Source organism: Bradyrhizobium sp. USDA 3650 (assembly GCF_054057395.1).
Window position 1 is genome coordinate 2,233,406 of the sequence record NZ_JBSRZG010000001.1, and the last position, 25,278, is coordinate 2,258,683.

At 65.2% G+C, this 25,278-nt stretch carries 21 protein-coding genes; 12 read left to right on the forward strand and 9 right to left on the reverse strand.

Annotated features, from left to right (window positions below; genetic code table 11):
- Window positions 1-22: 22 nt before the first annotated feature.
- Window positions 23-1,186 carry a PA0069 family radical SAM protein gene (locus ACVIN2_RS10610; RefSeq protein WP_456765576.1) on the reverse strand — a complete coding sequence of 388 codons (1,164 nt, stop codon included), beginning with the start codon at window positions 1,184-1,186 and terminating at the stop codon, window positions 23-25.
- 212 nt (window positions 1,187-1,398) lie between these two features.
- Here ACVIN2_RS10610 and ACVIN2_RS10615 point away from each other — a divergent pair, with 212 nt between their 5' ends.
- Together ACVIN2_RS10615 and ACVIN2_RS10620 are read left to right on the forward strand one after the other, a co-directional pair.
- Window positions 1,399-3,813 (forward strand): phosphoketolase family protein, encoded by a 2,415-nt coding sequence (locus ACVIN2_RS10615; protein ID WP_456765577.1) that lies wholly within the window; start codon window positions 1,399-1,401, stop codon window positions 3,811-3,813.
- An 8-nt stretch (window positions 3,814-3,821) separates the two neighbouring features.
- Window positions 3,822-5,006, forward strand: a complete 1,185-nt coding sequence (locus ACVIN2_RS10620; protein ID WP_456765578.1) for an acetate/propionate family kinase — start codon at window positions 3,822-3,824, stop codon at window positions 5,004-5,006.
- Here ACVIN2_RS10620 and ACVIN2_RS10625 read toward each other — a convergent pair.
- On the reverse strand, window positions 5,000-5,839 hold the full coding sequence (locus ACVIN2_RS10625; RefSeq protein WP_456765579.1) for an RMD1 family protein: 840 nt from the start codon (window positions 5,837-5,839) through the stop codon (window positions 5,000-5,002). The two genes, ACVIN2_RS10620 and ACVIN2_RS10625, sit on opposite strands and share 7 nt — an antisense overlap.
- A gap of 334 nt (window positions 5,840-6,173) precedes the next feature.
- Between ACVIN2_RS10625 and ACVIN2_RS10630 the strand changes: the two genes are divergently transcribed.
- On the forward strand, window positions 6,174-6,749 hold the full coding sequence (locus ACVIN2_RS10630; protein WP_456765580.1) for a glycosyl transferase: 576 nt from the start codon (window positions 6,174-6,176) through the stop codon (window positions 6,747-6,749).
- Between the two features lie 62 nt (window positions 6,750-6,811).
- Window positions 6,812-7,738: a bifunctional helix-turn-helix transcriptional regulator/GNAT family N-acetyltransferase gene (locus tag ACVIN2_RS10635; RefSeq protein WP_456765581.1), complete on the forward strand. Its 927-nt coding sequence runs from the start codon at window positions 6,812-6,814 to the stop codon at window positions 7,736-7,738.
- Between the two features lie 189 nt (window positions 7,739-7,927).
- On the opposite strand, the gene moaB is transcribed toward ACVIN2_RS10635, so the two are convergent.
- Window positions 7,928-8,491, reverse strand: a complete 564-nt coding sequence (moaB, locus tag ACVIN2_RS10640) for a molybdenum cofactor biosynthesis protein B (protein WP_456765582.1) — start codon at window positions 8,489-8,491, stop codon at window positions 7,928-7,930.
- Between the two features lie 135 nt (window positions 8,492-8,626).
- The gene (gene ypfJ, locus ACVIN2_RS10645; RefSeq protein WP_027516429.1) at window positions 8,627-9,562 is read right to left on the reverse strand and encodes a KPN_02809 family neutral zinc metallopeptidase; all 936 of its coding nucleotides are present in this window, start codon (window positions 9,560-9,562) and stop codon (window positions 8,627-8,629) included.
- Window positions 9,563-9,971: 409 nt separating this feature from the next.
- On the opposite strand from ypfJ, the gene ACVIN2_RS10650 reads away from it, so the two are divergent.
- From ACVIN2_RS10650 to ACVIN2_RS10660, 3 genes are all read left to right on the forward strand, one after another.
- On the forward strand, window positions 9,972-11,102 hold the full coding sequence (locus ACVIN2_RS10650) for a DNA methyltransferase (protein ID WP_456765583.1): 1,131 nt from the start codon (window positions 9,972-9,974) through the stop codon (window positions 11,100-11,102).
- Window positions 11,103-11,223: 121 nt separating this feature from the next.
- Entirely contained in the window at window positions 11,224-11,550 is a 327-nt protein-coding gene (locus tag ACVIN2_RS10655) for a hypothetical protein (RefSeq protein ID WP_456765584.1), read from the forward strand.
- A gap of 131 nt (window positions 11,551-11,681) precedes the next feature.
- Window positions 11,682-12,368, forward strand: a complete 687-nt coding sequence (locus tag ACVIN2_RS10660; RefSeq protein ID WP_456765585.1) for a glutathione S-transferase family protein — start codon at window positions 11,682-11,684, stop codon at window positions 12,366-12,368.
- 58 nt (window positions 12,369-12,426) lie between these two features.
- On the opposite strand, the gene ACVIN2_RS10665 is transcribed toward ACVIN2_RS10660, so the two are convergent.
- Window positions 12,427-14,436: a HAMP domain-containing methyl-accepting chemotaxis protein gene (locus tag ACVIN2_RS10665; RefSeq protein WP_456765586.1), complete on the reverse strand. Its 2,010-nt coding sequence runs from the start codon at window positions 14,434-14,436 to the stop codon at window positions 12,427-12,429.
- 336 nt (window positions 14,437-14,772) lie between these two features.
- On the reverse strand, window positions 14,773-15,216 hold the full coding sequence (locus tag ACVIN2_RS10670) for a nuclear transport factor 2 family protein (protein ID WP_456765587.1): 444 nt from the start codon (window positions 15,214-15,216) through the stop codon (window positions 14,773-14,775).
- 90 nt (window positions 15,217-15,306) lie between these two features.
- On the opposite strand from ACVIN2_RS10670, the gene ACVIN2_RS10675 reads away from it, so the two are divergent.
- Entirely contained in the window at window positions 15,307-16,242 is a 936-nt protein-coding gene (locus ACVIN2_RS10675; protein WP_456765588.1) for a LysR family transcriptional regulator, read from the forward strand.
- A gap of 97 nt (window positions 16,243-16,339) precedes the next feature.
- On the opposite strand, the gene ACVIN2_RS10680 is transcribed toward ACVIN2_RS10675, so the two are convergent.
- Window positions 16,340-16,960, reverse strand: coding sequence for a glutathione S-transferase family protein (locus ACVIN2_RS10680; RefSeq protein WP_456765589.1), 621 nt, complete (start codon window positions 16,958-16,960; stop codon window positions 16,340-16,342).
- Between the two features lie 126 nt (window positions 16,961-17,086).
- Between ACVIN2_RS10680 and ACVIN2_RS10685 the strand changes: the two genes are divergently transcribed.
- Window positions 17,087-18,364: a flavin-dependent oxidoreductase gene (locus ACVIN2_RS10685; RefSeq protein WP_456765590.1), complete on the forward strand. Its 1,278-nt coding sequence runs from the start codon at window positions 17,087-17,089 to the stop codon at window positions 18,362-18,364.
- A gap of 206 nt (window positions 18,365-18,570) precedes the next feature.
- Here ACVIN2_RS10685 and ACVIN2_RS10690 read toward each other — a convergent pair whose 3' ends face one another.
- Both ACVIN2_RS10690 and mutY read right to left on the reverse strand, forming a co-directional pair.
- Entirely contained in the window at window positions 18,571-18,993 is a 423-nt protein-coding gene (locus tag ACVIN2_RS10690) for a PaaI family thioesterase (protein ID WP_456765591.1), read from the reverse strand.
- Window positions 18,994-19,061: 68 nt separating this feature from the next.
- On the reverse strand, window positions 19,062-20,162 hold the full coding sequence (mutY, locus tag ACVIN2_RS10695) for an A/G-specific adenine glycosylase (protein WP_456765592.1): 1,101 nt from the start codon (window positions 20,160-20,162) through the stop codon (window positions 19,062-19,064).
- A 122-nt stretch (window positions 20,163-20,284) separates the two neighbouring features.
- Here mutY and ACVIN2_RS10700 point away from each other — a divergent pair, with 122 nt between their 5' ends.
- The 3 genes from ACVIN2_RS10700 (at window position 20,285) to smc (ending at window position 25,263) form a co-directional block, all read left to right on the forward strand.
- Window positions 20,285-20,779: a DUF721 domain-containing protein gene (locus ACVIN2_RS10700; protein ID WP_106945134.1), complete on the forward strand. Its 495-nt coding sequence runs from the start codon at window positions 20,285-20,287 to the stop codon at window positions 20,777-20,779.
- 127 nt (window positions 20,780-20,906) lie between these two features.
- On the forward strand, window positions 20,907-21,581 hold the full coding sequence (locus tag ACVIN2_RS10705; protein ID WP_456769691.1) for a DsbA family protein: 675 nt from the start codon (window positions 20,907-20,909) through the stop codon (window positions 21,579-21,581).
- A gap of 217 nt (window positions 21,582-21,798) precedes the next feature.
- Window positions 21,799-25,263 carry a chromosome segregation protein SMC gene (gene smc, locus ACVIN2_RS10710; protein WP_456765593.1) on the forward strand — a complete coding sequence of 1,155 codons (3,465 nt, stop codon included), beginning with the start codon at window positions 21,799-21,801 and terminating at the stop codon, window positions 25,261-25,263.
- The last annotated feature ends 15 nt before the right edge of the window (window positions 25,264-25,278 follow it).

Sequence of the window (25,278 nt, forward strand, 5' to 3'; positions counted from 1 at the left end):
GACGCCTCTCCCACTTCGTCCCTCAGAACAGGCTGAGCTGATCGCCGTTCCGCTTCGGCTTGGCAAAATGATCCGTCGTCAGCTTGGAGCGCCGCTTGTTCAGCCCGAGCCTGTCGCAGGCGATCTCGAAGCGGCGGCCGATGGTCCAGGCCATCGGGCCGGTGCCCTTCATGCGCTCGCCCCATTTCGCGTCGTAGTCGCGGCCGCCGCGCATGTCGCGGATCAGCGTGAAGACATGACGATAGCGGTCCGGATAATTCGCCATCAGCCATTCGCGGAAGAGATCGCGCACCTCGAGCGGCAACCGCAGCAGCACGTAGGAGGCCTCCTTGACGCCGGCATGGGCGGCGGCATCCAGGATGCGCTCGATCTCGGAATCGTTCAGCGCGGGGATCACGGGCGCGACCATGACGGTGGTCGGAATGCCGGCCTCGGAAAGCTGCTTCAGCGCCTCCAGCCGCTTCGACGGCGTGGACGCCCGCGGCTCCATGGTGCGCGCCAGCTTGGGATCGAGCGAGGTCACGGAGATCCCGACCTTGGCGAGGTTGCGCTTGGCCATGCGCGCGAGAATGTCGATGTCGCGGGTCACCAGTGCCGACTTGGTGACGATCCCGACGGGATGGCCGGCGCGTTCCAGCACCTCCAGAATGCCGCGCATGATTTTGCGCTCGCGTTCGATCGGCTGATAGGGATCGGTGTTGGTGCCGATCGCGATCATCCGCGGCTCGTAGCCCGGCGCCGCAAGCTCTTTCTCGAGCAGCGCCGGCGCCTCGGGCTTCACGAACAGCTTCGACTCGAAGTCGAGCCCCGGCGACAGGCCGAGATAGGCATGGGTCGGCCGCGCGAAGCAATAGACGCAGCCGTGCTCGCAGCCGCGGTAGGGATTGATCGAACGGTCGAAGCCGATGTCGGGAGATTCGTTGCGGGTGATCACCTTGCGCGAGGTGTCGACCCCGACCGTGGTCTTGAACGGAGGCAGCTCTTCAAGGCTCTGCCAGCCATCGTCGAATGCGACGCGCGCCTCGGCCTCAAAGCGGCCGCTGGCGTTGGACTGCGCGCCCCGGCCTCGCCTGCGCTGGCGGTCGATGGCGACCGCCAGCTCAGGGAAGTCAGAAGGCGCACCCGCCGGCTCGGAGGGCGCCGTGACCGGCGGGTGCTTGAGAGCATGAGAGGATGCTGGACTCATGAAGCCAAGATAGCACGTCGATGGAACAAATCAAGAACACAAACCAAAAAACGTGAAAACAACCCCATGCACAGTAGAGCTGCCCAAACTTCGCGCGCCCGCTTTTGACCTCACGCAACAGTGGCGTCACGGCGATCTCGTTTGATGCAGCCGAAGGATCGATCTCGCCGGAACTCGGTTGGTGACGATCCCGGGTGAAGGTCGGCAGGAACATGACAAATCAACAACAATTGGCCGCAGCGAGCAGCGACCTCGATCTGCTCGACCGCTATTGGCGCGCCGCGAACTATCTCTCCGTCGGGCAGATTTACCTGCTCGACAATCCGCTGCTGCGCGAGCCGTTACGGCCCGAGCACATCAAGCCGCGTTTGCTCGGCCATTGGGGCACGACGCCCGGTTTGAACTTCATTTATGCCCATCTCAACCGCGTCATCGGCGCGCTGGACCTGAGCGTGATCTATGTCTGCGGTCCCGGTCACGGCGGCCCCGGCATGGTCGCCAACACCTATCTCGAAGGCAGCTACAGCGAGATCTATCCCGATATTGCGCGCGATACCGACGGGTTGCGCAAGCTGTTCAGGCAATTCTCCTTCCCCGGCGGCATCCCGAGTCACGCAGCACCGGAAACGCCCGGCTCGATCCACGAAGGCGGTGAGCTCGGTTACGCGCTGGTGCATGCCTATGGCGCGGCATTCGACAATCCCGACCTGATCGTCGCCTGTGTCGTCGGAGACGGCGAGGCCGAGACCGGCCCGCTCGCGGCGTCCTGGCACTCCAACAAGTTCCTCAATCCTGCGCATGACGGCGCGGTGCTGCCGATCCTGCATCTCAACGGTTACAAGATTGCCAACCCAACCGTGCTCGGGCGGATGCGCGACGACGAGATCCGCGATCTCTTCCGCGGGCTCGGCCACGAGCCGCTATTCGTCGAGGGCGACGATCCCAAGCCGATGCATCAGGCCATGGCGGACGCGCTGGATGTCGCGTTCGCCAGCATCCGGTCGATCCAGCAGCACGCCCGCGACGGCCGCGAGAGCGTCGAACGCCCGCGCTGGCCGATGATCGTGCTACGCAGCCCGAAGGGCTGGACCGGCCCCAAGGAAGTCGACGGCAAGAAGGTCGAGGGTTTTTGGCGTGCACATCAGGTGCCGGTAGCAAACTGTCGCGAGAACCCGGCGCATCTGAAGATTCTCGAAGACTGGATGCGCAGCTACGAGCCGGAAAAGCTATTCGACTCGAACGGCGCGCTCGTTGCCGAGCTCCAGGCGCTCGCGCCCGAAGGCAATCGCCGCATGGGCGCCAATCCGCACGCCAATGGCGGCCTTCTGAAGAAGGAGCTGAAGCTGCCGGACTTCCGCAGCTTCGCCGTCGAGGTCCCTCAGCCGGGCGGCATCGTGGCGGAGGCAACCCGCGAGCTCGGCAAATTCCTGCGCGACGTCATCCGCCTCAACGCCGAGGCCCGCAACTTCCGCATCATGGGCCCGGACGAAACCGCCTCAAACCGGCTCGATGCGGTGTTCGAGGCCACCGAACGCGTCTGGATGGAGCCGACAAAACCTTACGACGTGCATCTCGCCCAGGACGGACGCGTGATGGAAGTCCTGAGCGAACATCTGTGCCAGGGCTGGTTGGAGGGCTACCTGCTCACGGGCCGGCACGGCTTCTTCTCCTGCTACGAGGCGTTCATCCACATCGTGGATTCCATGTTCAACCAGCATGCCAAATGGCTGAAAGTGACCCGGCATCTGCCGTGGCGACGCCCGATCGCCTCGCTCAACTATCTGCTGACATCGCATGTCTGGCGCCAGGACCACAACGGCTTCAGCCATCAGGACCCCGGATTCGTCGATCTCGTCGCCAACAAGAAAGCCGACGTCGTCCGCATTTACTTCCCACCGGACGCCAACACGCTGCTGTGGATCGCCGATCACTGCCTGCGCACCTATGACCGCATCAACGTCATCGTGGCCGGCAAGCAGCCGGCGCCGCAATGGCTGTCGATGCAGGAGGCAGCCACGCACTGCGATGCCGGCATTGGCATCTGGAGCTGGGCCGGCACGGAAGACGCAAATGGCGAGCCCGATGTCGTGATGGCCTGCGCCGGCGACGTGCCGACACTGGAAACGCTCGCCGCCGTCGACCTGCTGCGCAAGGCGCTGCCCGAGCTGAAGATCCGCGTCGTCAACGTCGTCGACCTCATGACGCTGCAACCCAGGGAGCAGCACCCGCACGGCTTGTCCGACCGCGACTTCGACGGCCTGTTCACCCGCGACAAGCCGGTGATCTTCGCCTATCACGGCTATCCCTATCTGATCCACCGGCTGACCTATAACCGCACCAACCACGCCGGCATGCACGTCCGCGGCTTTGCCGAGGAAGGCACCACGACGACGCCGTTCGACATGGTCGTGCTCAACGAGCTCGACCGCTATCACCTCGCCATCGAGGCGATCGAGCGCGTGCCGGGGCTCGCGACCAAGGCGGCGCAGGTGAAGCAGCAATTCCGCGACAAGCTGATCGAGCATTCGCGCTATGTGCGCGAGTACGGCGAGGACATGCCGGAAATCCAGGAGTGGGTCTGGCAGAACAGCGCCGGCGGCAACACGCCGGCGGAGGCAGGCGACTGACAGCAGCCATGTTGAACACCGTTCTCGTTCTCAACTCGGGATCGTCGAGCATCAAATTCGGCCTGTTCGAGATCTCGGCGGCCGAGCCCACCCTGCTCTGCAAGGGCCTGCTCGACGAGCACGAGACGAAGCCGCGGCTCGTCGTGAAGAGCCCCGCGGGCGAAGACCTGTTCGAGAGACGGAGGGAAGCATCGGATGCGGACAGCGATCATCTGTTCGTCGACGTGCTCGGCTTCATCGAGGATCGTTTCGGCGACCATCGCTTGCGCGCCGTCGGCCATCGCGTCGTCCATGGCGGTCCGGACTATTCCGCTCCGGTCGAGCTGACGGACGATGTCACCGCAAAACTGGAGGCGTTGACGCCGCTGGCGCCGCTGCACCAGCCGCGGTGTCTGGCGCCGGTCCGCGCCATCAGGGCGATCAGGCCCGACCTGACGCAGATCGCCTGCTTCGACACCGCTTTCCACCACGGCATTGCGCCGCCCGCCAGCCGCTTCGCCATTCCGCGACGTTATGAAGAGCGCGGCATCCGGCGCTACGGATTTCATGGCCTCTCGTTCGAATATGTCGCGGGACGGCTCGCCCGAATCGCGCCGCAGCTCGTGGCGAAGCGCACTGTGATCGCGCATCTCGGCAATGGCGCGAGCCTGTGCGGCTTGCGCGACGGCCGCAGCATCGACACCACGATGGGACTGACGCCGCTCGACGGGCTGGTGATGGGCACGCGGTGCGGCAGGATCGACCCGGGCGTGCTGCTCTATCTGCAACAGCACGAGAAGATGTCGGTCGACGATGTCCAGCACCTGCTCTACCACGAATCGGGCCTGCTCGGCGTCTCCTGCATCGCGTCGGACATGCGCACGCTGCTTGCGAGCAGCGAAGCTGCGGCACGGGAGGCGGTCGAGCTCTTCACCTTCCGCGCCGCGCAGGAGGTGGCGGCGATGGCGACAACGCTTGCCGGGCTGGACTGCCTGGTCTTCACCGGCGGTATCGGCGAGCATGCCGGGGAAATCCGCAGCGCGATCGGTGAGCGTCTCGACTGGCTCGGTGTGCGCATCGATGCGGCTGCGAATGATGAGGGATGCGAGCGTATCAGCGGCGGCGACAGCGCAGTCGATGTCTTCATCATCCCGACCAACGAAGAACTGACGATCGCGCGCAATTGCGCGGCGCTGTTGCAAGGCGCTCAGTGAATGCCGGCAAGGATCTGAAAACATCCGATCGCGACCTCGATCACGATCAGCACCACCACCGCGATCTCGAGGCGGAGCGAGCGCTGGGTGTCGATGATGTCGGTGAGCGCGTTGGCGGTCTCGGACACGGCTGTGAGCTTGCGTTCGAGCGTGTCGAGGCGCTCCTTCAGTTCGTACTCGTCTTCAAGGCGGGCATAGAGCCGGTCGAGCTCGGGTTTCTCCCAGAGCACGTCGGGCTTCTCGGCCACAGCGACACGGCCGGCGACGCGCTGCTGGACGAGAAGCGCATTGCCGATCAATTGCAGGATGCCCTTCCGCCGGGGCGGTGTGCGGCCTTGCTCGGCGAGCTTGCGCGCAAACGGCTCGATCACGTCGAAGACCGCGGCGACACGCCGCTCGTCGCGCGCAAGAGAAGTGCTCTTGGCGAGCGCGTCCGCGATCAGCAGCAGCCGGTCGTCGGAGAATTTGGCGAGGCAGATCGGGCCGCCCGGCAGGATCGCCTCGGCGCTTTCATCCTTGCAGAGTTGCGCCTGCGCGATTTCCTCCTCGTAGGGGCTGAATTCGCCGATCACGCGGGGCTTCAGGCTGTCGATCAGCACCTTCTCCTCCGAAGGGAGGAGACCGATCAGCACCACGACGCCGTAGCGGAAGATTACCGCGAGGCCGGCATGGACGCGGAAGGCGGCCGGGGTCGAGGAGACGGTCGCACCCAGCTCGAGGCCGGAGGGATTGATGCGTTCACCCAGCATCACCGCCCGAATCCGCAAGATCGGCGCGCTGTCCGGCCTGGGAGATGTCGCCGGCGTGTTAACAGCAAGTTGATCAGCGTTCATACGAAGCCCTCGTCAGCGGCGTGCTTGCACGTTTTTCCCGTTCCCGCGCTCGTCAGTCAGCTATCGCATCCTCTTCATGCAGGATTGCGAACGGCCTGCGCGTCGCGCAATGTTGCGGCAACCTCCGGACTGATACGGTCAAGCAAGGGCGGCGCCGACACATTCGGCAATATCGCCGCCCCGTACGGGACAAATTTGGATGCGACGGCTGCAGCGGTTTACCATCGTATACCGAAGCACGGCCGGAAAGTTGCACTCGGCAGCGCCACATGTTTTATGACGCCCTGACAATGAGCTACGCTTCTCCCGAAGTGTGGACACTGAAGCCTCAATCATGCTGAGCGTCATCATTCCGACCGAAGGCGTCGAGCAGACCGCGGTCGCAACTCTGGCCGCGCTGGTACCCGGTGCCGCCGCAGGCATCGTCCGGGAAGTGCTCCTCGTCGATAGCACCCGCAATGGCGTCATCGAGCGCGTTGCCGACGTCGCGGGCTGCCGTTTCATCGGCTTCGAAGGATCCACGCAGGGCGCCGCGCTCGCCGCCGGCGCACTCCAGGCCCGTTCGTCCTGGCTGATGTTCCTCCCCGCGGGCGCCGTGCTGGAAACCGGCTGGATCGAGGAAACCGCTCAGTTTATCCAGTCCGTCTCGACCAGCGGCCGAGATCGTGCGGCCGTCTTCCGCTATGCCCGCTCACCCTACGCCGATGCCGGCTTCCGCGATATCCTCTGGGCCCTGCTGCGCAAGCTCGTCGGTCCCTTCGGCGATCAGGGACTTTTGATCGCGCGTGATCACTACGACCGCATCGGCGGCTACCCGCCCCAAGCCCGCCGCTCCGAGGCGCGGTTGCTCCGGCGGCTCGGCCGCTCGTCGCGGATCATGCTGCGCAGCCGGATTGTCATGGTCGGCTGAAGCACTTCAATACTTGCCAAAGTCAAATAATTATTTGACAATGGCAAGTATCGAGGTGAGCCATGTCATTTGACGGTACCGAGAACCACGTCGCAGCGGTTCGCGCCTTCAACCGCTTCTATACCCGCAAGCTTGGCGTGCTCGACCAGCACCTTGGCAAGAGCCCGTTCTCGCTCAGCGAGGCCCGCGTGCTCTACGAGCTCGCACAACGGGACGACCTTGCCGCAAAGGAGATCGGCAACGAGCTTGGCCTCGACCCCGGCTATCTCAGCCGCATCGTGCAGAGCTTCGACGAAAAGGGGCTGATCACCCGCAGACCCCTGCCCGCGGATCGCAGGCAATACCAGCTCAGCCTCACCGCCAAGGGGCGCCAGAGCTTTGCCAAGCTGAACCTGGGCTCGCAAAACGAGGTCGCCGCAATGCTGGCTCAGCTTTCGGCCAGCGATGCCACGCGGCTCACGCAGGCTATGGCGACCATCGAGGCTGTGCTGGAGCATCGAAGCCAGCCCGCGGCTTTCATGCTGCGCAGCCATCGCGTCGGCGACATAGGGTGGGTCATCTCCCGGCAGGCCGCCGCCTATGCGGCCGACTACAACTGGGATATGAGCTACGAGGCCCTGGTCGCCGAGATCTGCGCACAGTTCATCAAGAACTATGACGCCGCGCGCGAGCACTGCTGGATTGCGGAAGTGGATGGCGAGCCGGTCGGCTCGATCTTCCTGGTCAAGGCCACGGATGAGATTGCCAAGCTGCGCCTGTTGCAGGTGGAGAAGAAAGCGCGGGGACTCGGTGTCGGCCGCGCGCTGGTCGAGCAATGCATCCAGGGCGCACGCGAGAGGGGCTACAGCAAGATGACGCTGTGGACGCAAAGCATCCTGGTCGCCGCGCGTGGCATCTATCAAAGTGCAGGCTTCAAGCTGGTGAAGGAAGAGAAGCACCACAGCTTCGGTGTCGATCTGATCGGCGAGACCTGGGAGCGGGATCTGTAGCACTCTCGCAACGAGCGAGATGCAAGTAAATGTGCCCTCGCCCCTTGCGGGAGAGGGCAGCAGCACTGGCGGACGCGCGCTCAGTAAGGTGAGGGGTATGTCTCCGCGAGCGTTCGTGCCTGCGGAGAAAACCCCTCATCCGGCGCTTCGCGCCACCTTCCCCCACAAGGGGGGAAGGGAGGCAAGCACTCACACCGTCGCGCCCTGGGCCTTCGTCCGGCGCAGGTGCTCGTCCAGCCGCGGCATGATCTCCACGAAATTGCAGGGACGCGTGCGGTAGTCGAGCTGGGCTTTGAGGATGCCGTCCCAGCCGTCGCGGCAGGCACCGGGCGAACCTGGGAGGCAGAAGATGTAGGTTGCGCCGGCGACGCCGGCCGTGGCGCGGCTCTGGATCGTCGACGTGCCGATCTTGGCGTGGCTCAGCATGTGGAATGCGATCGAGAAACCGTCCATGCGCTTCTCGAACAAGGGCTCGATCGCCTCCGGCGTGACGTCGCGCCCGGTGAAGCCGGTGCCGCCGGTGGTGATGACGACGTCGACGCCTGCGTCCGCAATCCAGCGGCGGATGACGGCGCGGATCGCCTCGACGTCGTCGGTGACGATCTCGCGCGCGGCGAGATGATGGCCGGCCGCAAGGAGACGGTCGGCGAGGGTCTGGCCGGACTTGTCGTCAGCCAGCGCGCGCGTGTCGGACACGGTGAGCACCGCGATGTTGAGCGGGACGAACTGTTTTGTTTCGTCGATGGAGGTCATTGCAACGCACCTTCTTCACAGACCACTGACGTCATCCTGAGGCGCGCGCTCTTGCGCGCCTCGAAGGATGGGCCACGGGCTCGCCATCCTTCGAGGCTCGCCAATTGCCGAGCACCTCAGGATGACGGATAACCCCTACTGTCCGCCCCCAAACGTGTTGCAGGCCTGGACGGTGCCCTGCTGGTAGCCGGTCATGAACCACTGTTTGCGTTGCGCCGCCGAGCCGTGGGTGAAGGAATCGGGCACGACGCGGCCCGTGGACTGGCGCTGCAGCGTGTCGTCGCCGATCGCGCTCGCCGTGGTGAGTGCGGCGTCGATGTCGCCCGGCTCCAGGAAGTTCGGCCGCTTCTTCGCCTCGCGATTGACCCAGACACCGGACAAGCAGTCGGCCTGCAATTCGACCTTGACCTGGAGCGCATTCGACTCCGCCTTGCTGCCGGCCTGCTGCTGCAGGCGCGTCACGCGCGGAATGATGCCGAGCAGGTTCTGGATGTGATGGCCGGCCTCATGGGCGATGATGTAGGCGGTGGTGAAGTTACAGGCGGACTTGCCGGAGCAGCCGCGAAAACGTGTCTCGACCTCGCGGAAGAAACCGGTGTCGAGGAAGATGGTCCTGTCGGGCGGACAATAGAACGGTCCCATCGCCGACTCCGCCCGGCCGCAGCGCCCACCATTGGTGACGTTGCGGAACAGCACGACCTTCGGACCGGTAAAGGACTGGCCCGAGGCCTGGAAGATCTCGCTCCAGCGATCGTCGATCTCGCCGAGGATGCCGGAGATCATGCTGCCCATCTCGTCGGTCGGCGCGCCGCGCTTGGCGTTGGACGACGACTGGCGATCGGTCTGGTAGGACGGCGCCTGGCCGCCACCGGTGAGGATCTCGGCGCCGCCGATCAGGATGCGCGGATCGATGCCGAAGGCGTAGCCGACCAGGCCGAGCACGATGATGGTGCCGATGCCGAGCCCGCCGCCGCCCATGGGGAGGCCGAACCCGCCTCCTCCACCGCCGCCGCCACCATCGTCGCGACGATCCTCGATGTCGTCGCTGCGGCGGAAATCATCGTAGCGCATGGCGGCTTCCCTCGGTCCTGGCTGGCATCATTGGGCGCAAAGGCGGCAAAGCTCAACGCACCATGCACGTAAAATTTCCATTGCGTTAATCAATATCCCGCTCGGCAATTATTGCCTAGTGCGACAGCATGGCAATGCCAGAAATTTTTTCCGGGCATCGAGCAATTTTTTCCGAGAGGAATTTCGAGTCTTTTTGCGCTCCGATCACAGCCGCAACGCGAAGAAACGCGAAATACACTGCAAAACACGGCGAATGCGCGAAGCGAACCGCGTGCAAGGCGCGATGTGAGAGCTATTCACGAAAGCGCCGGGTTAAGTCGATTTTTACTTTGCCGCTTCAATGTAACGGTCAGTCGGTTGTTTGGTCCCGCGTCGCCGACAGCGTCGCCTGAGTCAGAGTTCTTGAGTCATGGTAGAGTCGCGTCGCGGGGCGTCTGCAAGGGCGCCCCGCACAAATTTTGAGTCTTCATCGCATCGCATCATTCTCGGTGATTGCGTCGCCGAGATGTCGAAGCTTCAGGCTGGTTCGGTCGACCTGGTGTTCGCCGATCCACCCTACAATCTCCAGCTCAAGGGCGATCTCAAGCGCCCCGACGAATCCCATGTCGACGCGGTCGACGACGACTGGGACAAGTTCGATTCGTTCTCCGCCTATGACGACTTCACCCGCGCCTGGCTGCTCGCCGCCCGCCGCGCGATGAAGCCGTCGGCGACGATCTGGGTGATCGGCTCCTATCACAACATCTTCCGCGTCGGCGCGATCATGCAGGACCTCGGCTTCTGGCTCCTGAACGACATCGTCTGGCGCAAGACCAATCCGATGCCGAATTTCCGCGGCCGCCGTTTCACCAACGCGCACGAGACCATGATCTGGGCCGCGCGCGACGAAAAGGCCAAGGGCTACACCTTCAACTACGAAGCGCTGAAGGCCGCCAACGAGGACGTGCAGGCACGGTCCGACTGGCTGATCCCGCTCTGCACCGGCGAGGAGCGCCTCAAGGGCGCCGACGGCAAGAAAGTGCACGCGACGCAGAAGCCGGAAGGCCTGCTCGCACGCGTGCTGCTGTCGTCCTCCAAGCCCGGCGATCTCGTGATCGATCCCTTCAACGGCACCGGCACCACCGGCGCGGTCGCGAAGCGCCTCGGCCGCTCCTATATCGGCTTCGAGCGCGACAAGACCTATGCGAAAGCGGCACAAGCGCGCATCGCCGCGGTCGAGCCGCTGCCGGAGGCAAGCCTTGCCCCGTTCATGACGGCGCGCGAAGCGCCGCGGGTTGCGTTCTCGGAATTGATCGAGCGTGGCATGATCATGCCCGGTACCAAGCTGTTCGACGCCAAGAAGAAGCTCGGCGCGCTGGTCCGCGCCGACGGCGCCATCATGTTCGGCGACAAGGTCGGCTCCATCCACCGCATGGGCGCGGTGGCGCAAGGCGCGCAAGCCTGCAACGGCTGGACTTTCTGGCACATCGAGACCAAGAAGGGTCTCAAGCTGATCGACGAGCTCCGCGCCGAAATCCGCGCCGGAATGGCGGCGGGCTAGCCTTCCTTTCGTCATCCCGGAGCGCGCCTCCTGGCGCGAGCGCGGAATGACGAGACTGGTTGAACACGGCCGCCGCCGGGACTAGATTACCCGCCTACGCCCCGTCTTGACCGGTCGAGCCATGCGACGACAGTCCGAGACATTGCTGCTGGTGCCGCTGCTGCCGATCTTCCTGCTCGGCATGTTTCCGATGTTCCTGATCGCGCTGCTGGGATTTTTCGGCCTCGCCTTGTTCGGCGTGCTCGTGGTCTGCGTCGGGCTCGCCAGCAGCAACGAGGCCCATGACAGCTTCAATCACGACGTCATCGTTCACGGCTACGCGCGCGGATCGGAGCGCGCGGCGCGGGCCTCCGACATGCATATCGCGACCCGGCTCGGGCTGCGCCTGGAGGTCGTGGGCGCGGCCATGGTCATTACGGCGGCGATCGGCCTTTGTTACGCCGGCTGATCTGCGTGGCGCGCAGATACCGCCCGGCAAACTCGCCGGTTGCCCTCCCCGATAAGGTTCAGGCAAGACAAGGCCGCTTGCGGACATGTTGCTGCTTCCACTCTCGGCCAACAACACAGGGGAGATGCCCGATGCTCAAATTCTATTTCAACGGTTCGCCGAACCCAACCAAGGTCGCGCTTTATCTCGAAGAGTCCGGCCTGCCCTTCGAGCCGGTGAAGATCGACACCCGCAAGGGCGAGCAGTTCACGCCGGACTATCTGAAGATCAATCCGAACGGCAAGGTGCCGGCGATCGACGACAACGGCACCATCGTGTTCGATTCCAATGCCATCCTGCTCTATCTCGCCGAGAAGTCCGGTAAATTCCTGCCCGCCGCCAATGTACGCGGCGAGATGCTGTCATGGCTGATGTTCATCGCCACCGGCGTCGGGCCGTATTCGGGTCAGGCCGTGCACTTCAAGCATTTTGCGCCGAAGGACCAGAACCACGACTACGCGCATAACCGCTACCAGTTCGAGACCGATCGTCACTACAAGATTCTCGACGGTCACCTCGAAGGCCGCCGCTACATGGTCGGCGACGGCTATTCGATCGTCGACATGGCGTTGTGGGGTTGGGCACGGATGGTGCCGTTCAAGCTCGGCGACGACGCCTTCGCGCGATATCCGAACGTGAAGCGGCTGGTGGACGAGATCTCGGCGCGGCCCGCGGCGGCGCGCGCGATCGCGCTGAAGGACAAGTTCACCTTCAAGGCGGAGATGGACGACGAGGCCCGCAGCAACATGTTCAAGCACATGACGACGAAAGTCGCCTGACCGCGTCAGGTCACAATGCGAGGCCACGCGCATGCGCGTGGCCTTTTGCTTTTGAGGCTCAGGCGGCGTGGACCGAGTTCAGGAAGTTGGCGACTTCCTGCTTCAAGCGATTGCTGTCGGCCGACAGCGAGCGTGCCGCCGAGAGCACCTGCGAAGAAGCCGAGCCGGTCTCGGACGCCCCGCGCTGCACGTCGCCGATGTTGGACGACACGAGCTGCGTGCCCTGGGCCGCCTGCTGGACGTTGCGGGAGATCTCCTGCGTCGCCGCACCCTGCTCCTCCACGGCGGCGGCGACCGTCGACGAGATCTCCGACAGCCGCTCGATGGTGCCGCTGATTTCCCTGATCGAGCCGACTGACTCCTCCGTCGCGGCCTGGATGCCCGAGACCTGCTGGGCGATCTCACCGGTGGCCCTCGCGGTCTGCTCGGCAAGCGCCTTGACCTCCGAGGCGACCACGGCAAAGCCGCGGCCGGCTTCACCCGCGCGCGCCGCCTCGATGGTGGCGTTCAGCGCCAGGAGGTTGGTCTGGCCGGCGATGGTGCTGATCAGTTCGACCACGTCGCCGATGCGGGCTGCAGCCTTGGAGAGCTCGCTGACGCGCGCGTTGGTCTTGCTCACCTGACCGACGGCTTCGCCCGCGATGCGCGCCGATTCCTGCACCTGGCGCGCGATCTCCGTCACCGAGGAGGACAGCTCCTCGGTCGCGGAGGCGACCGCCTGCACATTGGCCGAGGCTTCCTGGGAGGCGGATTGCACCTCGGTGGAGAGATCCTGAGCGCGCCTCGCGGTCGCGGTCAGGGTGCCGGCCGAGCCCTCGAGCTCGTGCGATGCCGAGGATACGGTATCGACGATCTCGCCCACCGCCTGCTCGAACTGGCTGGCGAGCCGGGCCATGTCGGCCTTGCGGCCCTCGGCCTGCCGGGCCTCGGTTGCGGTCTGCTCATGGCGCAGCCTTTCGGTCTCGATCATGTTGGTCTTGAAGACGTCGATCGCCTTGGCCATGTCGCCGATCTCGTCGGCCTTGCCGCGCGAGGGGATCTCGACGGCGAGATTGCCCCCGGCAAGCAGCCCCATTGCGCGCGTCATCGAGGTCAGCGGCCCCACGATGCTGCGGGCGGTCAAGAAGGCGACGATCAGCCCGAACAGGACGGCGAGGCCGCCCGCAATCCCCTGGAGCGAGGTCGTGCCGTCGATGACGGCATCGGCCGCGGTGCGCGAATCCTTGTAATCGGTCTTCAAGGTGGTTTCCGCGACCTTGAGCTTGGCGATGCTCGCGGAGATGAGCGGTGCGAGATCCTTGTGGTAGATCTCATCGGACCGCAGCATCGCGGCGGAGGTCGTTTCGAACGCGGATTTATAGATACCGAGCGCGGTCTTCACAGGCGTCAGAGACGACCGAAGGTCCGCCGCCTGCGGGCTCCTTTCGACGGCTGCCAGCCGCTGCACCGCCCTGTCGACATTGGTTCTGAAGGCGGTGGGCCCGTTGGTGTCGCGCAGAGCGAGGAAGCGCCAGTTCGCGATTCGAACCAGCAGGACCCGGGACTCGAGGTCCGCGACGAGCGACACCGTGTCGTCGTCGGCGGCGGCGCGGGCCACGTCGACCAGCTTGGCCATCTTGACCGTCAGCTCCTCGCCACTCGGTAACAGCGTCGCCTTGCCGGTCCGCGCCTCGTTGACGGCGTCGCCGAGACTGTCGCGCAGGCTTTTCATTTTCGCGATGTCGGCGATCAGATCGTTGTAGAGCTTCCGCCGCTCCTCCGAGAGGGTGCCCTTTGCTCCGAGCTGCAACAGCCCGGTCGCCGCAGTCTCTCGCTCGGCAGCCTCCCGCATCGCAGGCTCGTTGGCGTCGTAAATGTAGCGCAGATTGGCCCGCTGGATGGCCTGAAGATGGGTCGATATCTCCAGGATACGCGCCGTGCTGTCCGACAACGCGGAGAGTTTTGCGACCTGATCCTGAACGGACCGCAAATTCCAGATGGCAACCACCGCCATCACAAGACCAACCGCCACCAAGGCCATGAAACCTGCGTACAGGCGTCCCCTGATCCGCAAACGAAACTTCGGCATTCCCACTGTCCACTCAGAAGCATGTCAATTCGGGCGGACGAACAACTCCGGCGATTTGTCAGGCCACCCCGGCAGCCGCGGGTCGCGTTGTTCGCGAACCACGCTGCACTGCGACACAATGGGGGACACTCGTTAATTGAACCTTCAAATTTTTCGCGCGCGCATGCATCAGACGGCACAACATCTGCTGATTTTATCGGCAGGTGAGCAAGGTATTGGCGCGAAGTCCGCAGCGCCGTGCATGCCGCTGCAGCCTGTCCGCCTGCGCCACCGACACGATCATCGCCGACCGCGGCGGATGGCCCCGGTCGGCGGACGCGACGCCGCTCGATCCGCTCAGCTCGCGGCCCTCACGGCCGTTTGCGGAAACGGGCCGAGGGCCTTCTCGGTCAGTACCGAGTCGCAATATTCGCGGATCTCCTTGATCTTGCCGTCCTCGAGACGAAACACGAGACAATAGTCGTTGTCGTAGCGCACGCCCTCGGGCGTGACGTTGTCGCCCTTCGCTTCGACGACGACGACATCGCCGTCGGCGATGAAGCGATGGGCGACCGTCCGTGTCCGGTCGACAAGGCGGGTCCGCACATAGCCGTGCAGGTCGTTGAGGATCGCTTCTTTGCCCGAAAACGTGCGGGACCAGGAGTATTGGCCGGTCACGATCCATTTGGCGTCGTCGGCAAGACTTTCGGTGAACAAGCCGCGGTCGCGCGCAGCCGGATCGCGGCTGGCGGCGGCTGCAAAGATATCCTGCATCAGCTTCTTGTTGGCGCTCGCGCTCATGGCGGCATCTCCCTTGGTGAGAACATTGAAATCATCGCCGCCGGCTCTAAATTCTTCAAATCGATAGTGGATATGATATCTATTCACCTCATGAATTTGAATTCGCTCGACCTCAATCTCCTGACCGCGCTCGACGCGCTGCTGCGCGAGGCCAGCGTCAGCCGCGCCGCTTTGCGGATCGGGCTGTCGCAGCCGGCGGCGAGTCATGCGCTGCAGCGCCTGCGCGACATCTTTGGCGATCCGCTCCTGGTCCGCGCGGGCGCGCGGATGGAGCTGACGCCGCGGGCGCAAGCCTTGCGCGCGCCGCTGGCGCAGGCGCTCGACCAAGTGCGCGGGCTGTTCGTATCGGATGAATTCGATGCGGCGCGCAGCGAGCGGCAATTCCGACTGATGATGCCGGACCTCGCGGTCGAGCTGTTGATGCCGCCGCTGATGCAAAAAGTGACGCAGGCCGCCCCCAATGTCCGAATCGACGTGGTGCCGTGGCGGGGACCGGCGATTTTCCACGCCGAGTTCGCCCGCACCATCGACCTCGTGATCTCGATCGGCAACGCTTTCAAGGGCTTTCACCGCCAGCTGCTCTACACCGACAGCGACGCGCTGGCAGTGCGGCGCGGCCATCCCATGGCTGCGAAGCTGAAACGGCGCGAGACGTTCCTGGCCGCACGCCATGTCGGCGTAATTATCCGCGGCCAGCCGGAGGACCTAATCGACACCTGGCTGCGCACCAAGGGCATCGACCGGCACATTTCATTGGTCGTCCCGGGTTATCTCGAAGCGCTGCACGTCGCCGCCCGTACCGACCTCGTCGCCTTCGTGCCGCGCCGGCTGATCGGGGCGCTGTCCAAGCAGCTCGGCCTCGTCACGGTGACGCCGCCGCTCGACCCCGGCATCGACGAGCAGTTCATGTTCTACCCGACCCGCGCGCAGATGGATCCGGGCTCAATCTGGTTGCGGCGGCTGATGCTAGAGACGGGACGGGAATTGGAGAAGCCGAGGGTGGGCAAAGCGACTTGCCCGCCATAGCTCGAAGAGCGAACGCGGAAGCGTGCCCACCACTTCTTTATGGCTTGCAAAGATGGTGGGCACGGCACTTCGCGCCTTTGCCCACCCTGCAAGAGCCCTACGCCTTCTGCGCGTTCATCACCTTGCGCACGGCGGGGCGGTCGGACATGCGCTTGAAATGATCGGCGATCTTCGGCGTCGCGTTGATGTCGACGCTGTCGCCTTCGAGCCAGGTCGACAGGGTGTAGAGATAAGGATCACAGATCGTGAACTGCTCGCCCATCACCCAGGGCCCCTTGTACATCTTCTGCTCGATCAGGGCGAAGCAGGCGCCCATGGTCTTTGGGATCATCGCCTTCATGTCGGCGAACGAGCTTTCTTCGCTCGCCCAGCGTGCGCCGCGCATCTTGTGGGCATGGTTGATGTGCACGGTCGAGCAGAGGTAGGAGTTGAACGACTGTACCTGGGCGAAGTCGAAGGGATCGTCGAGCGGCGCGAGCTTGGCCTTGGGGAAGGTCTGCGCGAGATAGGCGAGCATCGCCGGGGTCTCGGTCAGGACGCCACGATCGGTCACCAGCGCGGGCACGCGGCCTTTCGGGTTGATCGCGAGGTACTCCGCGCTGTTCTGCTGGTTGGTCTTGAAGCTCAGCCGCTCCGCCGCGTAGTCGGCGCCGGCTTCTTCCAGGGTGATGTAGGTGGCGAGCGCGCAGGTGCCGGTGGCGTAGTAGAGCTTGAGCATGTCGGACCTCATGGGAAAGCCGGAAGGTAACGGCTGCGGGCCCCGAGGTCCATAGCACGAACTTCTCTTCGCAGTTGCCCACCGGCGCCCGGCTGTGCCAAGACGCCCCGAGTTGGAGGGGCTCCCATGACCGTACTCATCGCCGGCGGCGGCATCGGCGGGCTGACGCTTGCGCTCAGCCTGCACGGAATCGGCATTCCCGTAAAAGTGTTCGAGAGCGTCGCCGAGCTGCGGCCGCTCGGTGTCGGCATCAACGTGCTGCCGCACGCGGTGCGCGAGCTGATCGAGCTCGGGCTGATGGACAAGCTCGATGCCAGCGGCGTGCGCACCCGCGAGCTCGCCTATTTCTCCAAGCACGGCAAGCCGATCTGGAGCGAGCCGCGCGGACTGGAGGCCGGCTATAAATGGCCGCAATTCTCGATCCATCGCGGCACGCTCCAGCAGCTCCTGCTCGACACCGTGGTCGAGCGCCTCGGTCGCGACAACATCCTCACCAGCCATCATCTGACCGGCTGGAGCGAAACCGCAGACGGCGTCCGCGCCGATTTCATCGACAAGGCCACCGGCAAGACCGCGGGGACTTACGACGGCACGATCCTGATCGCCGCCGACGGCATCCATTCCGCCGCCCGAGAAAAACTCTATCCCGACGAAGGCCCGCCGATCTGGAACGGCCGCATCCTCTGGCGCGGTGTCACGCCTGCAAAAGCCTTCCTCAGCGGCCGCACCATGATCATGGCCGGCCACGAGATCCTGAAATTCGTCTGCTATCCGATCTCGAAGGAACCGGACGCCGCGGGCAACCATCTGATCAACTGGGTTGCCGAGCGCCACATGCCGCCAACCTATCAATGGCGCCGCGAGGACTATAACCGCACCGCGCGGCTGGAGGAGTTCTTGCCCTGGTTCGAGAGCTGGCAGTTCGACTGGCTCGACGTGCCCGGCCTGATCAAGAACTGCCCGCACGCCTATGAATATCCGCTGGTCGACCGCGATCCGGTGTCACAATGGACTTTCGGCCGCGTCACGCTGATGGGCGACGCCGCACACCCGATGTATCCGATCGGCTCCAACGGCGCCTCGCAGGCGATCCTCGATGCCCGTACCATCACGCGCGAGATCCTGGCGCACGGCCCGACGCAAGCGGCCCTGCTCGCCTATGAGGCCGAGCGGCGGCCTGCAACCACCAGCCTCGTCCTGCTCAACCGCAAGAACGGCCCCGAACAGGTGATGCAGCTCGTCGAAGAGCGCGCGCCCGACGGCTACAAGGTCGTCACCGACGTGCTGTCGCAACAGGAGCTGGAGGATGTTGCCGCCAACTACAAGCGCGTCGCCGGCTTCCAGGTGGAAGCGCTGAATGCCAAGCCGCCGATCGTGAGCGCGAGTGCGCGCGCGACGAAATGAGTATTCGCACGAAGCGAGACGCACGTTGATGCGCCCTCGCCCCTTGCGGGAGAGGGCAGCGACGCCGGTAGACGCAAGCTCACTCGGGTGAGGGGTCTGTCTCCGCGAGTCTAACTCTCATTTGAACTCGCCGAGACAAACCCCTCATCCGGCGCTTCGCGCCACCTTCTCCCGCAAGGGGAGAAGGAGAAAAGAGTGCGCGGCAGCTATTTGCCCACCACCCTCGCCGCCTCCAGCAGCCGCTCGCTCGCGGTCGCCGTCGCCAGCAGCGTACCGTCTTCCGCCATCAGCTTTGCCTCGACGAACGCAATCGTCCTGCCGAGCTGCGTCACCTTGGCCTCGCCGATGATCGGTCCGGGCTTCGCGGGCGCCAGGAAGTTCACGGTCATGCTGATGGTGGTGGTGTAGAGCCGGCCCTCGCTCATCACCAGCACGGCGGGGCCCATCGTGTCGTCGAGCATGGCCGAGAGCATGCCGCCCTGGATGAAGCCGGCCGGATTGCAGAACTCCGGCTTGCCGTCGAAGGCGAGCTTGATCCAGCCTTCCCCGGGACGGGCATCGAGCAGGCGCCACCCCAATAGCTCGGCACAGGGCGGCCTGGGAAAGTTGTCCAGCGCGGTCTTGATCATGCGAGCCTCCGTTGCCGACCACAGCTAACGCAGGCCTGCTGCCAGCATGTTGTCAGCAGGATGGTCTGCTAGGGGTCCAATCCATGCGCAATCACCTTGCGCATGACGTTGGGCAACGCTTCGTCGGCGAGCGTGGCGATGGGCACCCAGCGCATGCCCGCGGGTGCCCGCGTCCGCGCTTCGACCCTCGCCGTGTAGACCACCAGCTCCAGCGGAAAATGCGTGAAGACGTGGGTAACCACGCCGATCTTGCGCTGCCAGCGCGACAGCCCCTTCAGTTCGGGCGCCTGCTGTTTTGCCTTGGCATCGTCCTGCCCGGCCAGCCAATCCGACCCCGGTACCTCGGTCATGCCGCCGAGCAGACCCTTTTCGGGACGGCTGCGGACGAGAAGCTCGTCGCCGCACGTGACAACGAAGGCGGCGCCGCGCCGTAGCGCGCCGCTCTTCTTCGGTGCCTTGCGCGGAAACGTGTCTTGCGTTCCCAGCGCGCGCGCCGTGCAGTCCTCGTTCAGCGGGCATAGCGAGCAGGCTGGCTTTTTCGGCGTGCAGATCGAGGCCCCCAGATCCATCAGCGCCTGCGCGCTATCGCCGGCGCGAGAGTCGGCAAGCAGCGTCGCAGCCAACTCCTGAATCAGCGGCTTGGCCTGCGGGAGCTCTTCTTCAACTGCAAAGAGCCGCGAGACCACGCGTTCGATATTGCCGTCGACCGGCATGGTGCGGCGGTCGAACGCGATCGCCGCGATCGCTGCCGCCGTATAGGGCCCGATGCCCGGCAGCGCACGCAGGCCCACTTCGGTGTCGGGAAAGGCGCCGCCATGCTCGCGCGTCACCACGACCGCGCAGGCATGGAGATTACGGGCGCGAGAATAATAGCCGAGCCCGGCCCACATTCGCAGCACGTCGTCTTGCGAGGCCCGCCCGAGCGCGGTGACATCAGGCCAGCGCGCGACGAATTTTTCGAAATAGGGCCCGACCGCCTTCACCGTGGTCTGCTGCAGCATGATCTCGGACAGCCAGACGCGGTAAGGGTCGGATGCCTCGCCGGGCGCAGCGCGCCAGGGCAAGCGGCGGCGGTGGCGGTCGTACCATTGGAGCAGCGCGAGCGGGCGCGACGAGGTCTCCGGCGGAACTGGTTCCGATTTCGCCTTGAGGGCGGATTTGGGGCTCATGTTCGCACTGTAGCGGCAATGCACCGATCTCTCCACGTCGTGCCCACGCTTGTCGCGGGCATCCACGTTTTTCTTCGCGGCGAAGAGCCTGTGGCCGACGCGCCGGAGTGCTATAAGGTCCCATGTCCAAACTTCGCCCCATGAAACCCGGTCCTATCAGCGCCAAGCCGTTGTCGCTCCTGCTCAACGACGTCTTCGCCGAGGCCTATGCCAAGCAGGGTTTTGCCGCGCGCGAACTGGTGACGCGATGGGCGCAGATTGCCGGGCCGGAGATCGCGGCCCATGCCGAGCCGCTCAAGATGCAATGGCCGCGGCCGGTCGAGGGCCAGCCGCAGGAGCCGGCCACGCTGGTGCTGCGAGTCGAGGGGCCGATGGCGCTGGAGATCCAGCACTCCGCCGATGTGATCCTGCAGCGGGTCAACCGCTTCTTCGGCTGGAGCGCGGTCGGCAAGCTGGCCTTCCGCCAGGCCCCTCTGTCGCGCGCCCGGCGGCCAACCCGACCCGGCCCGCCGGACGCCAAATCGGTGGCCGAGGTGGCTGAGCGCCTGGGCGACATCGAAGATGAACAATTGAAGTCGGCGCTGGCGCGCCTCGGGGCCGCCATCAAGCGAAATTGAGCCTTATTCTGCGGCCAAACTGGACCTCTCCTTGCCGCTCGCCATTGCCTCAAACGACGTTTCAAGCTAGCGACAGGCCGTCTGAATGGGAATTTCGGGCGAGACCACGCCAATCCGGGAGCCGACCTTGATCATCACCCGCCGCGCCTTCACGTCGATGCTGTCGCTGACCGGGCTTGCCGCGCTCGCCGGGTTCTCGCCGCTGCGGTTCATCTCCGATGCCATGATCCCTGAAGCCATGGCGCAGGCGGCGGCCGGCGACGTGGCCAAGCCGGTGTCGCTGCCCGACATGGCGCTGGGCCCGAAGGACGCCGCCGTCACCATCACCGAATACGCCTCGATGACCTGCCCGCATTGCGCGGCCTTCAACGAGCAGGTGTTTCCCAAGATCAAGTCGGAATACATCGACACCGGCAAGGTGCGTTACGTCTTCCGCGAGTTCCCGCTCGACATCAAAGCCGCCGCCGGCTCGATGCTGTCGCGCTGCATCGCCAATGGCGATGCGCCGAAATACTTTGCCGTCACCGACATGCTGTTCCGCCAGCAGAACGACTGGGTGATGAAGAACACCACGGAGACCCTGACCCGGATCGGCAAGCAGGCCGGTCTGACCCAGCAGCAGGTCGAGGCCTGCCTGAAGGACCAGGCGCTGCTCGACAAGATCGCCGCCGACCAGAAATATGCCAGCGACGTTCTGAAGGTCGATTCGACGCCGACGTTCTTCGTCAACGGCGAGAAGATCAAGGGCGAGACCTCGTTCGAGGAATTCGCCAAGAAGATCAATCCGCTGCTCAAGAGCTGATTCGCTCGTCAAGATTCTGATTCGCATCTCGAAAGCCGTATCTTTCCCGGCATAAATCCCTTGGGAAAAGCGGCTTTCGCCGGTTGCCCTCGCGGCGCACCGCGGCCATTGTCCGACCGCATGAGGCGCCTCGCGCGACTCGCCCGGATAGCGACATTGCCTTCCATGGTATTGTCCCGGCAGGGGGATTCGCGCCTGCCAACAGAGATGCGTGCTTATGAAAATCACCCGCCTGCGCCTTCACGGCTTCAAGTCCTTCGTTGAGGCCACCGACTTCGTCATCGAGCCCGGCCTGACCGGCGTGGTCGGCCCCAACGGCTGCGGCAAGTCGAATCTCGTCGAGGCGCTGCGCTGGGCGATGGGCGAGACCTCCTACAAGTCGCTGCGCGCCGCCGACATGGACGCGGTGATCTTCGCCGGCTCCGGCAATCGCCCCGCGCGCAACCACGCCGAAGTGACGATGACGATCGACAATTCCGATCGCACCGCGCCGGCGGCGATGAACGACAGCCAGCTGCTGGAAATCTCCCGCCGCATCGAGCGCGAGGCCGGCTCGGTCTACCGCATCAACGGCCGCGACGTGCGCGCCCGCGACGTGCAGATTCTGTTCGCCGACGCCGCCACCGGCGCGCGCTCGCCGGCCCTCGTCCACCAGGGCAAGATCGGCGAGATCATTCAGGCCAAGCCCGAGCAGCGCCGCCGTGTGCTGGAAGACGCCGCCGGCGTCGCCGGCCTGCACGCCCGCCGCCACGAAGCCGAGCTGCGGCTCAAGGCGGCCGAAACCAACCTCACCCGCGTCGAGGACGTGATCGGCCAGCTCGCGGGGCAAATGGAAGGCCTGAAGAAGCAGGCGCGCCAGGCCGTGCGCTATCGCGAGGTCGCGGCCAAGGTCCGCAAGGCGGAAGCCACCCTGTTCCACCTGCGCTGGATCGGCGCCCATGCCGACGTCAACGAATCCGGCCACACCCACGATCTCGCCGTCCGCGAGATGGCCGAGCGCACCCAGCACCAGGCCGAGGCCGCCCGTATCCAGGCGATCCGCGCTGCCGAAATGCCGGCGCTGCGCGACGCCGAAGCCCGCGCCGCGGCTGGGCTGCAGCGCCTGACCAACGCCCGCGAGTTGCTCGATCGCGAGGAAGAGCGCGCCAAGGAACGCGTCGCGGAACTCGAGCGGCGCCTCGCCCAGTTCGAAGGCGACATCTCGCGCGCCCAGCAGCAGACCATGGACGCCGACGTCGCGCTGCAGCGCCTCGACGCTGAAGATGCCGAGCTGAAGGAAGAGATCAAGTCGCGCGTCGAGAAGCGCTCCGGCGTCGATGAGCGTGTCGCCGAAGCCGAGGCGGTGCTGACCGAAACCGAGCAGCAGTTCGCCGAGCTCACCACCGCGCTCGCCGACCTCACCGCCAAGCGCAATCAGCTCGAAGCCAACGTTCGAACCCACCGCGACAAGCTCGCCCGGCTCGACCAGGAGATTTCGAACGTCGCGGCGGAAGAGCAGAAGCTCACCGAGGCGACCGGCGGCTTCGGCGATCTCGACGAGCTGACCGCGACGGTCGAGAACGCCGAGCAGACACTGGCAGCCTCGGAAGCCGCGGCTCAAGCCAGCGAAGCCGCGCACGTCGCCGCCCGGCAGACGCTGGAATCCTCGCGCTCGCCGCTGGTCGAAGCCGACAAGCGCGTGCAGCGGCTCGATACCGAGGCGCGCACGATCTCCAAGATCCTCAACGGCGAAACCAAGAATCTGTGGCCGCCGATCATCGACGGCATCACCGTCGACAAGGGATTCGAAAAGGCGATCGGCGCGGCGCTTGGCGACGATCTCGACGCGCCGGTCGATCCGTCCGCACCGATGCGCTGGACCAATGCCGGCGTCACCGACGGCGATCCGGAACTGCCCGAAGGCGTCGTGCCGCTCGCCAGCCACGTGCAGGCCCCGGCCGAGCTGACCCGCCGCCTGGCGCAGATCGGCGTGGTGCCGCGCGAGCGCGGCGCCGAGCTGGTCTCGCAGCTCAAGACCGGCCAGCGGCTGGTGTCGCCCGAAGGTGACGTCTGGCGCTGGGACGGTTTTGTCGCAGCCGCCCACGCGCCGACCGGCGCAGCACGGCGGCTTGCCGAGCGCGCCCGCCTCGTCGACATCGAGAACGACCTGGAGCAGGCCCGCATCGACGCGCAGATCAAGCGTCAGGCGCTGGAGAACGCCGAGGCCGAGCTGCAGATGGCCGCCAGCACCGAAGGTGCGAGCCGCGAAGCCTGGCGCGCCGCGCAGCGCGAGCTCAACGTCGCGCGCGAGCGCCATGCCACGGTCGAGCGCGAAATCAGCCGCCACGCCGCGCGCAAGGCGACGCTCTCGGAAGCGCACAGCCGCCTGGCCGCCGACCGTGCCGAGGCCGAAGCCGCCTATGAATACGCCGAAGCCGGGATCTCCGAGCTGCCGTCGAGCGAGGACACCGAAACCCGTCTCGCCGCCGTCCGCAGCGACATCGATGGTCATCGCCGCATGGCCGCCCAGGTCCGCGCCGAGGCACAGGCGCTGGCGCGCGAAGCCGAGCTGGCCGACCGCCGCCTGCAGGCGATCCTCGCCGAACGCACCGAGTGGCAGAACCGCAAGGAGAGCGCGGCCTCGCATATCGACACCATTCAGGCCCGCATTGCCGAGCTTACGATCGAGCGCAGCGATCTCGAGAACGCGCCGGCCGTGTTCGCGGAGAAGCGCAGCGCGCTGATCACCGAGATCGAATACGCCGAGAACGACCGCCGCATGGCCGCTGACGCGCTGGCGACCGCGGAAAACGCGATGGCCGAGACCGATCGCGTCGCGAAGCTGACGCTGGAGGCGCTGTCGAGCTCGCGCGAGGCCACCGCCCGCGCCGAGGAGCGCATGGAAGGCGCGCGGCGCCGGCTCGAGGACATCGAGCGCGAGATCCGCGACATGCTGGAGGTCGAACCGCAGGCCGTTGCCGGCCTCGCAGAGATCGAATCCGGCACGGAGCTGCCGCCGCTGCACGATATCGAGGAAGACCTCGAAAAAATGCGCCGCGATCGCGAGCGCCTGGGGGCTGTCAATTTGCGCGCCGAGGAAGAGCTGCGCGAGGTCGAGACCCAGCACAACGGTCTGGTCACCGAGCGCGACGACCTCGTCGAGGCCATCAAGCGGTTGCGCCAGGGCATCCAGAGCCTCAACAAGGAGGCGCGCGAGCGGCTCCTGACCTCGTTCGAGGTCGTCAACAACCACTTCAAGCGCCTGTTCGTCGAGCTGTTCGGCGGCGGCGAAGCCGCGCTGCATTTGATCGAGAGCGATGACCCGCTCGAAGCCGGCCTCGAGATCATCGCCAAGCCGCCGGGCAAGAAGCCGCAGACGCTGTCGCTGCTCTCGGGCGGTGAGCAGGCGTTGACCGCGATGGCGCTGATCTTCGCGGTGTTCCTCACCAATCCCTCGCCGATCTGCGTGCTGGACGAAGTCGACGCGCCGCTCGACGACCACAACGTCGAGCGCTATTGCAACCTGTTGCACGAGATGACCGCTTCGACGGACACGCGCTTCATCATCATCACCCACAACCCGATCACGATGGCGCGGATGAACCGCCTGTTCGGCGTCACCATGGCCGAACGCGGCGTCTCGCAACTGGTATCGGTGAACCTGCAAGAGGCGGTGGACATTCTCGACCAGAACGTGGCGTGAACCCGCGCCCGTCAC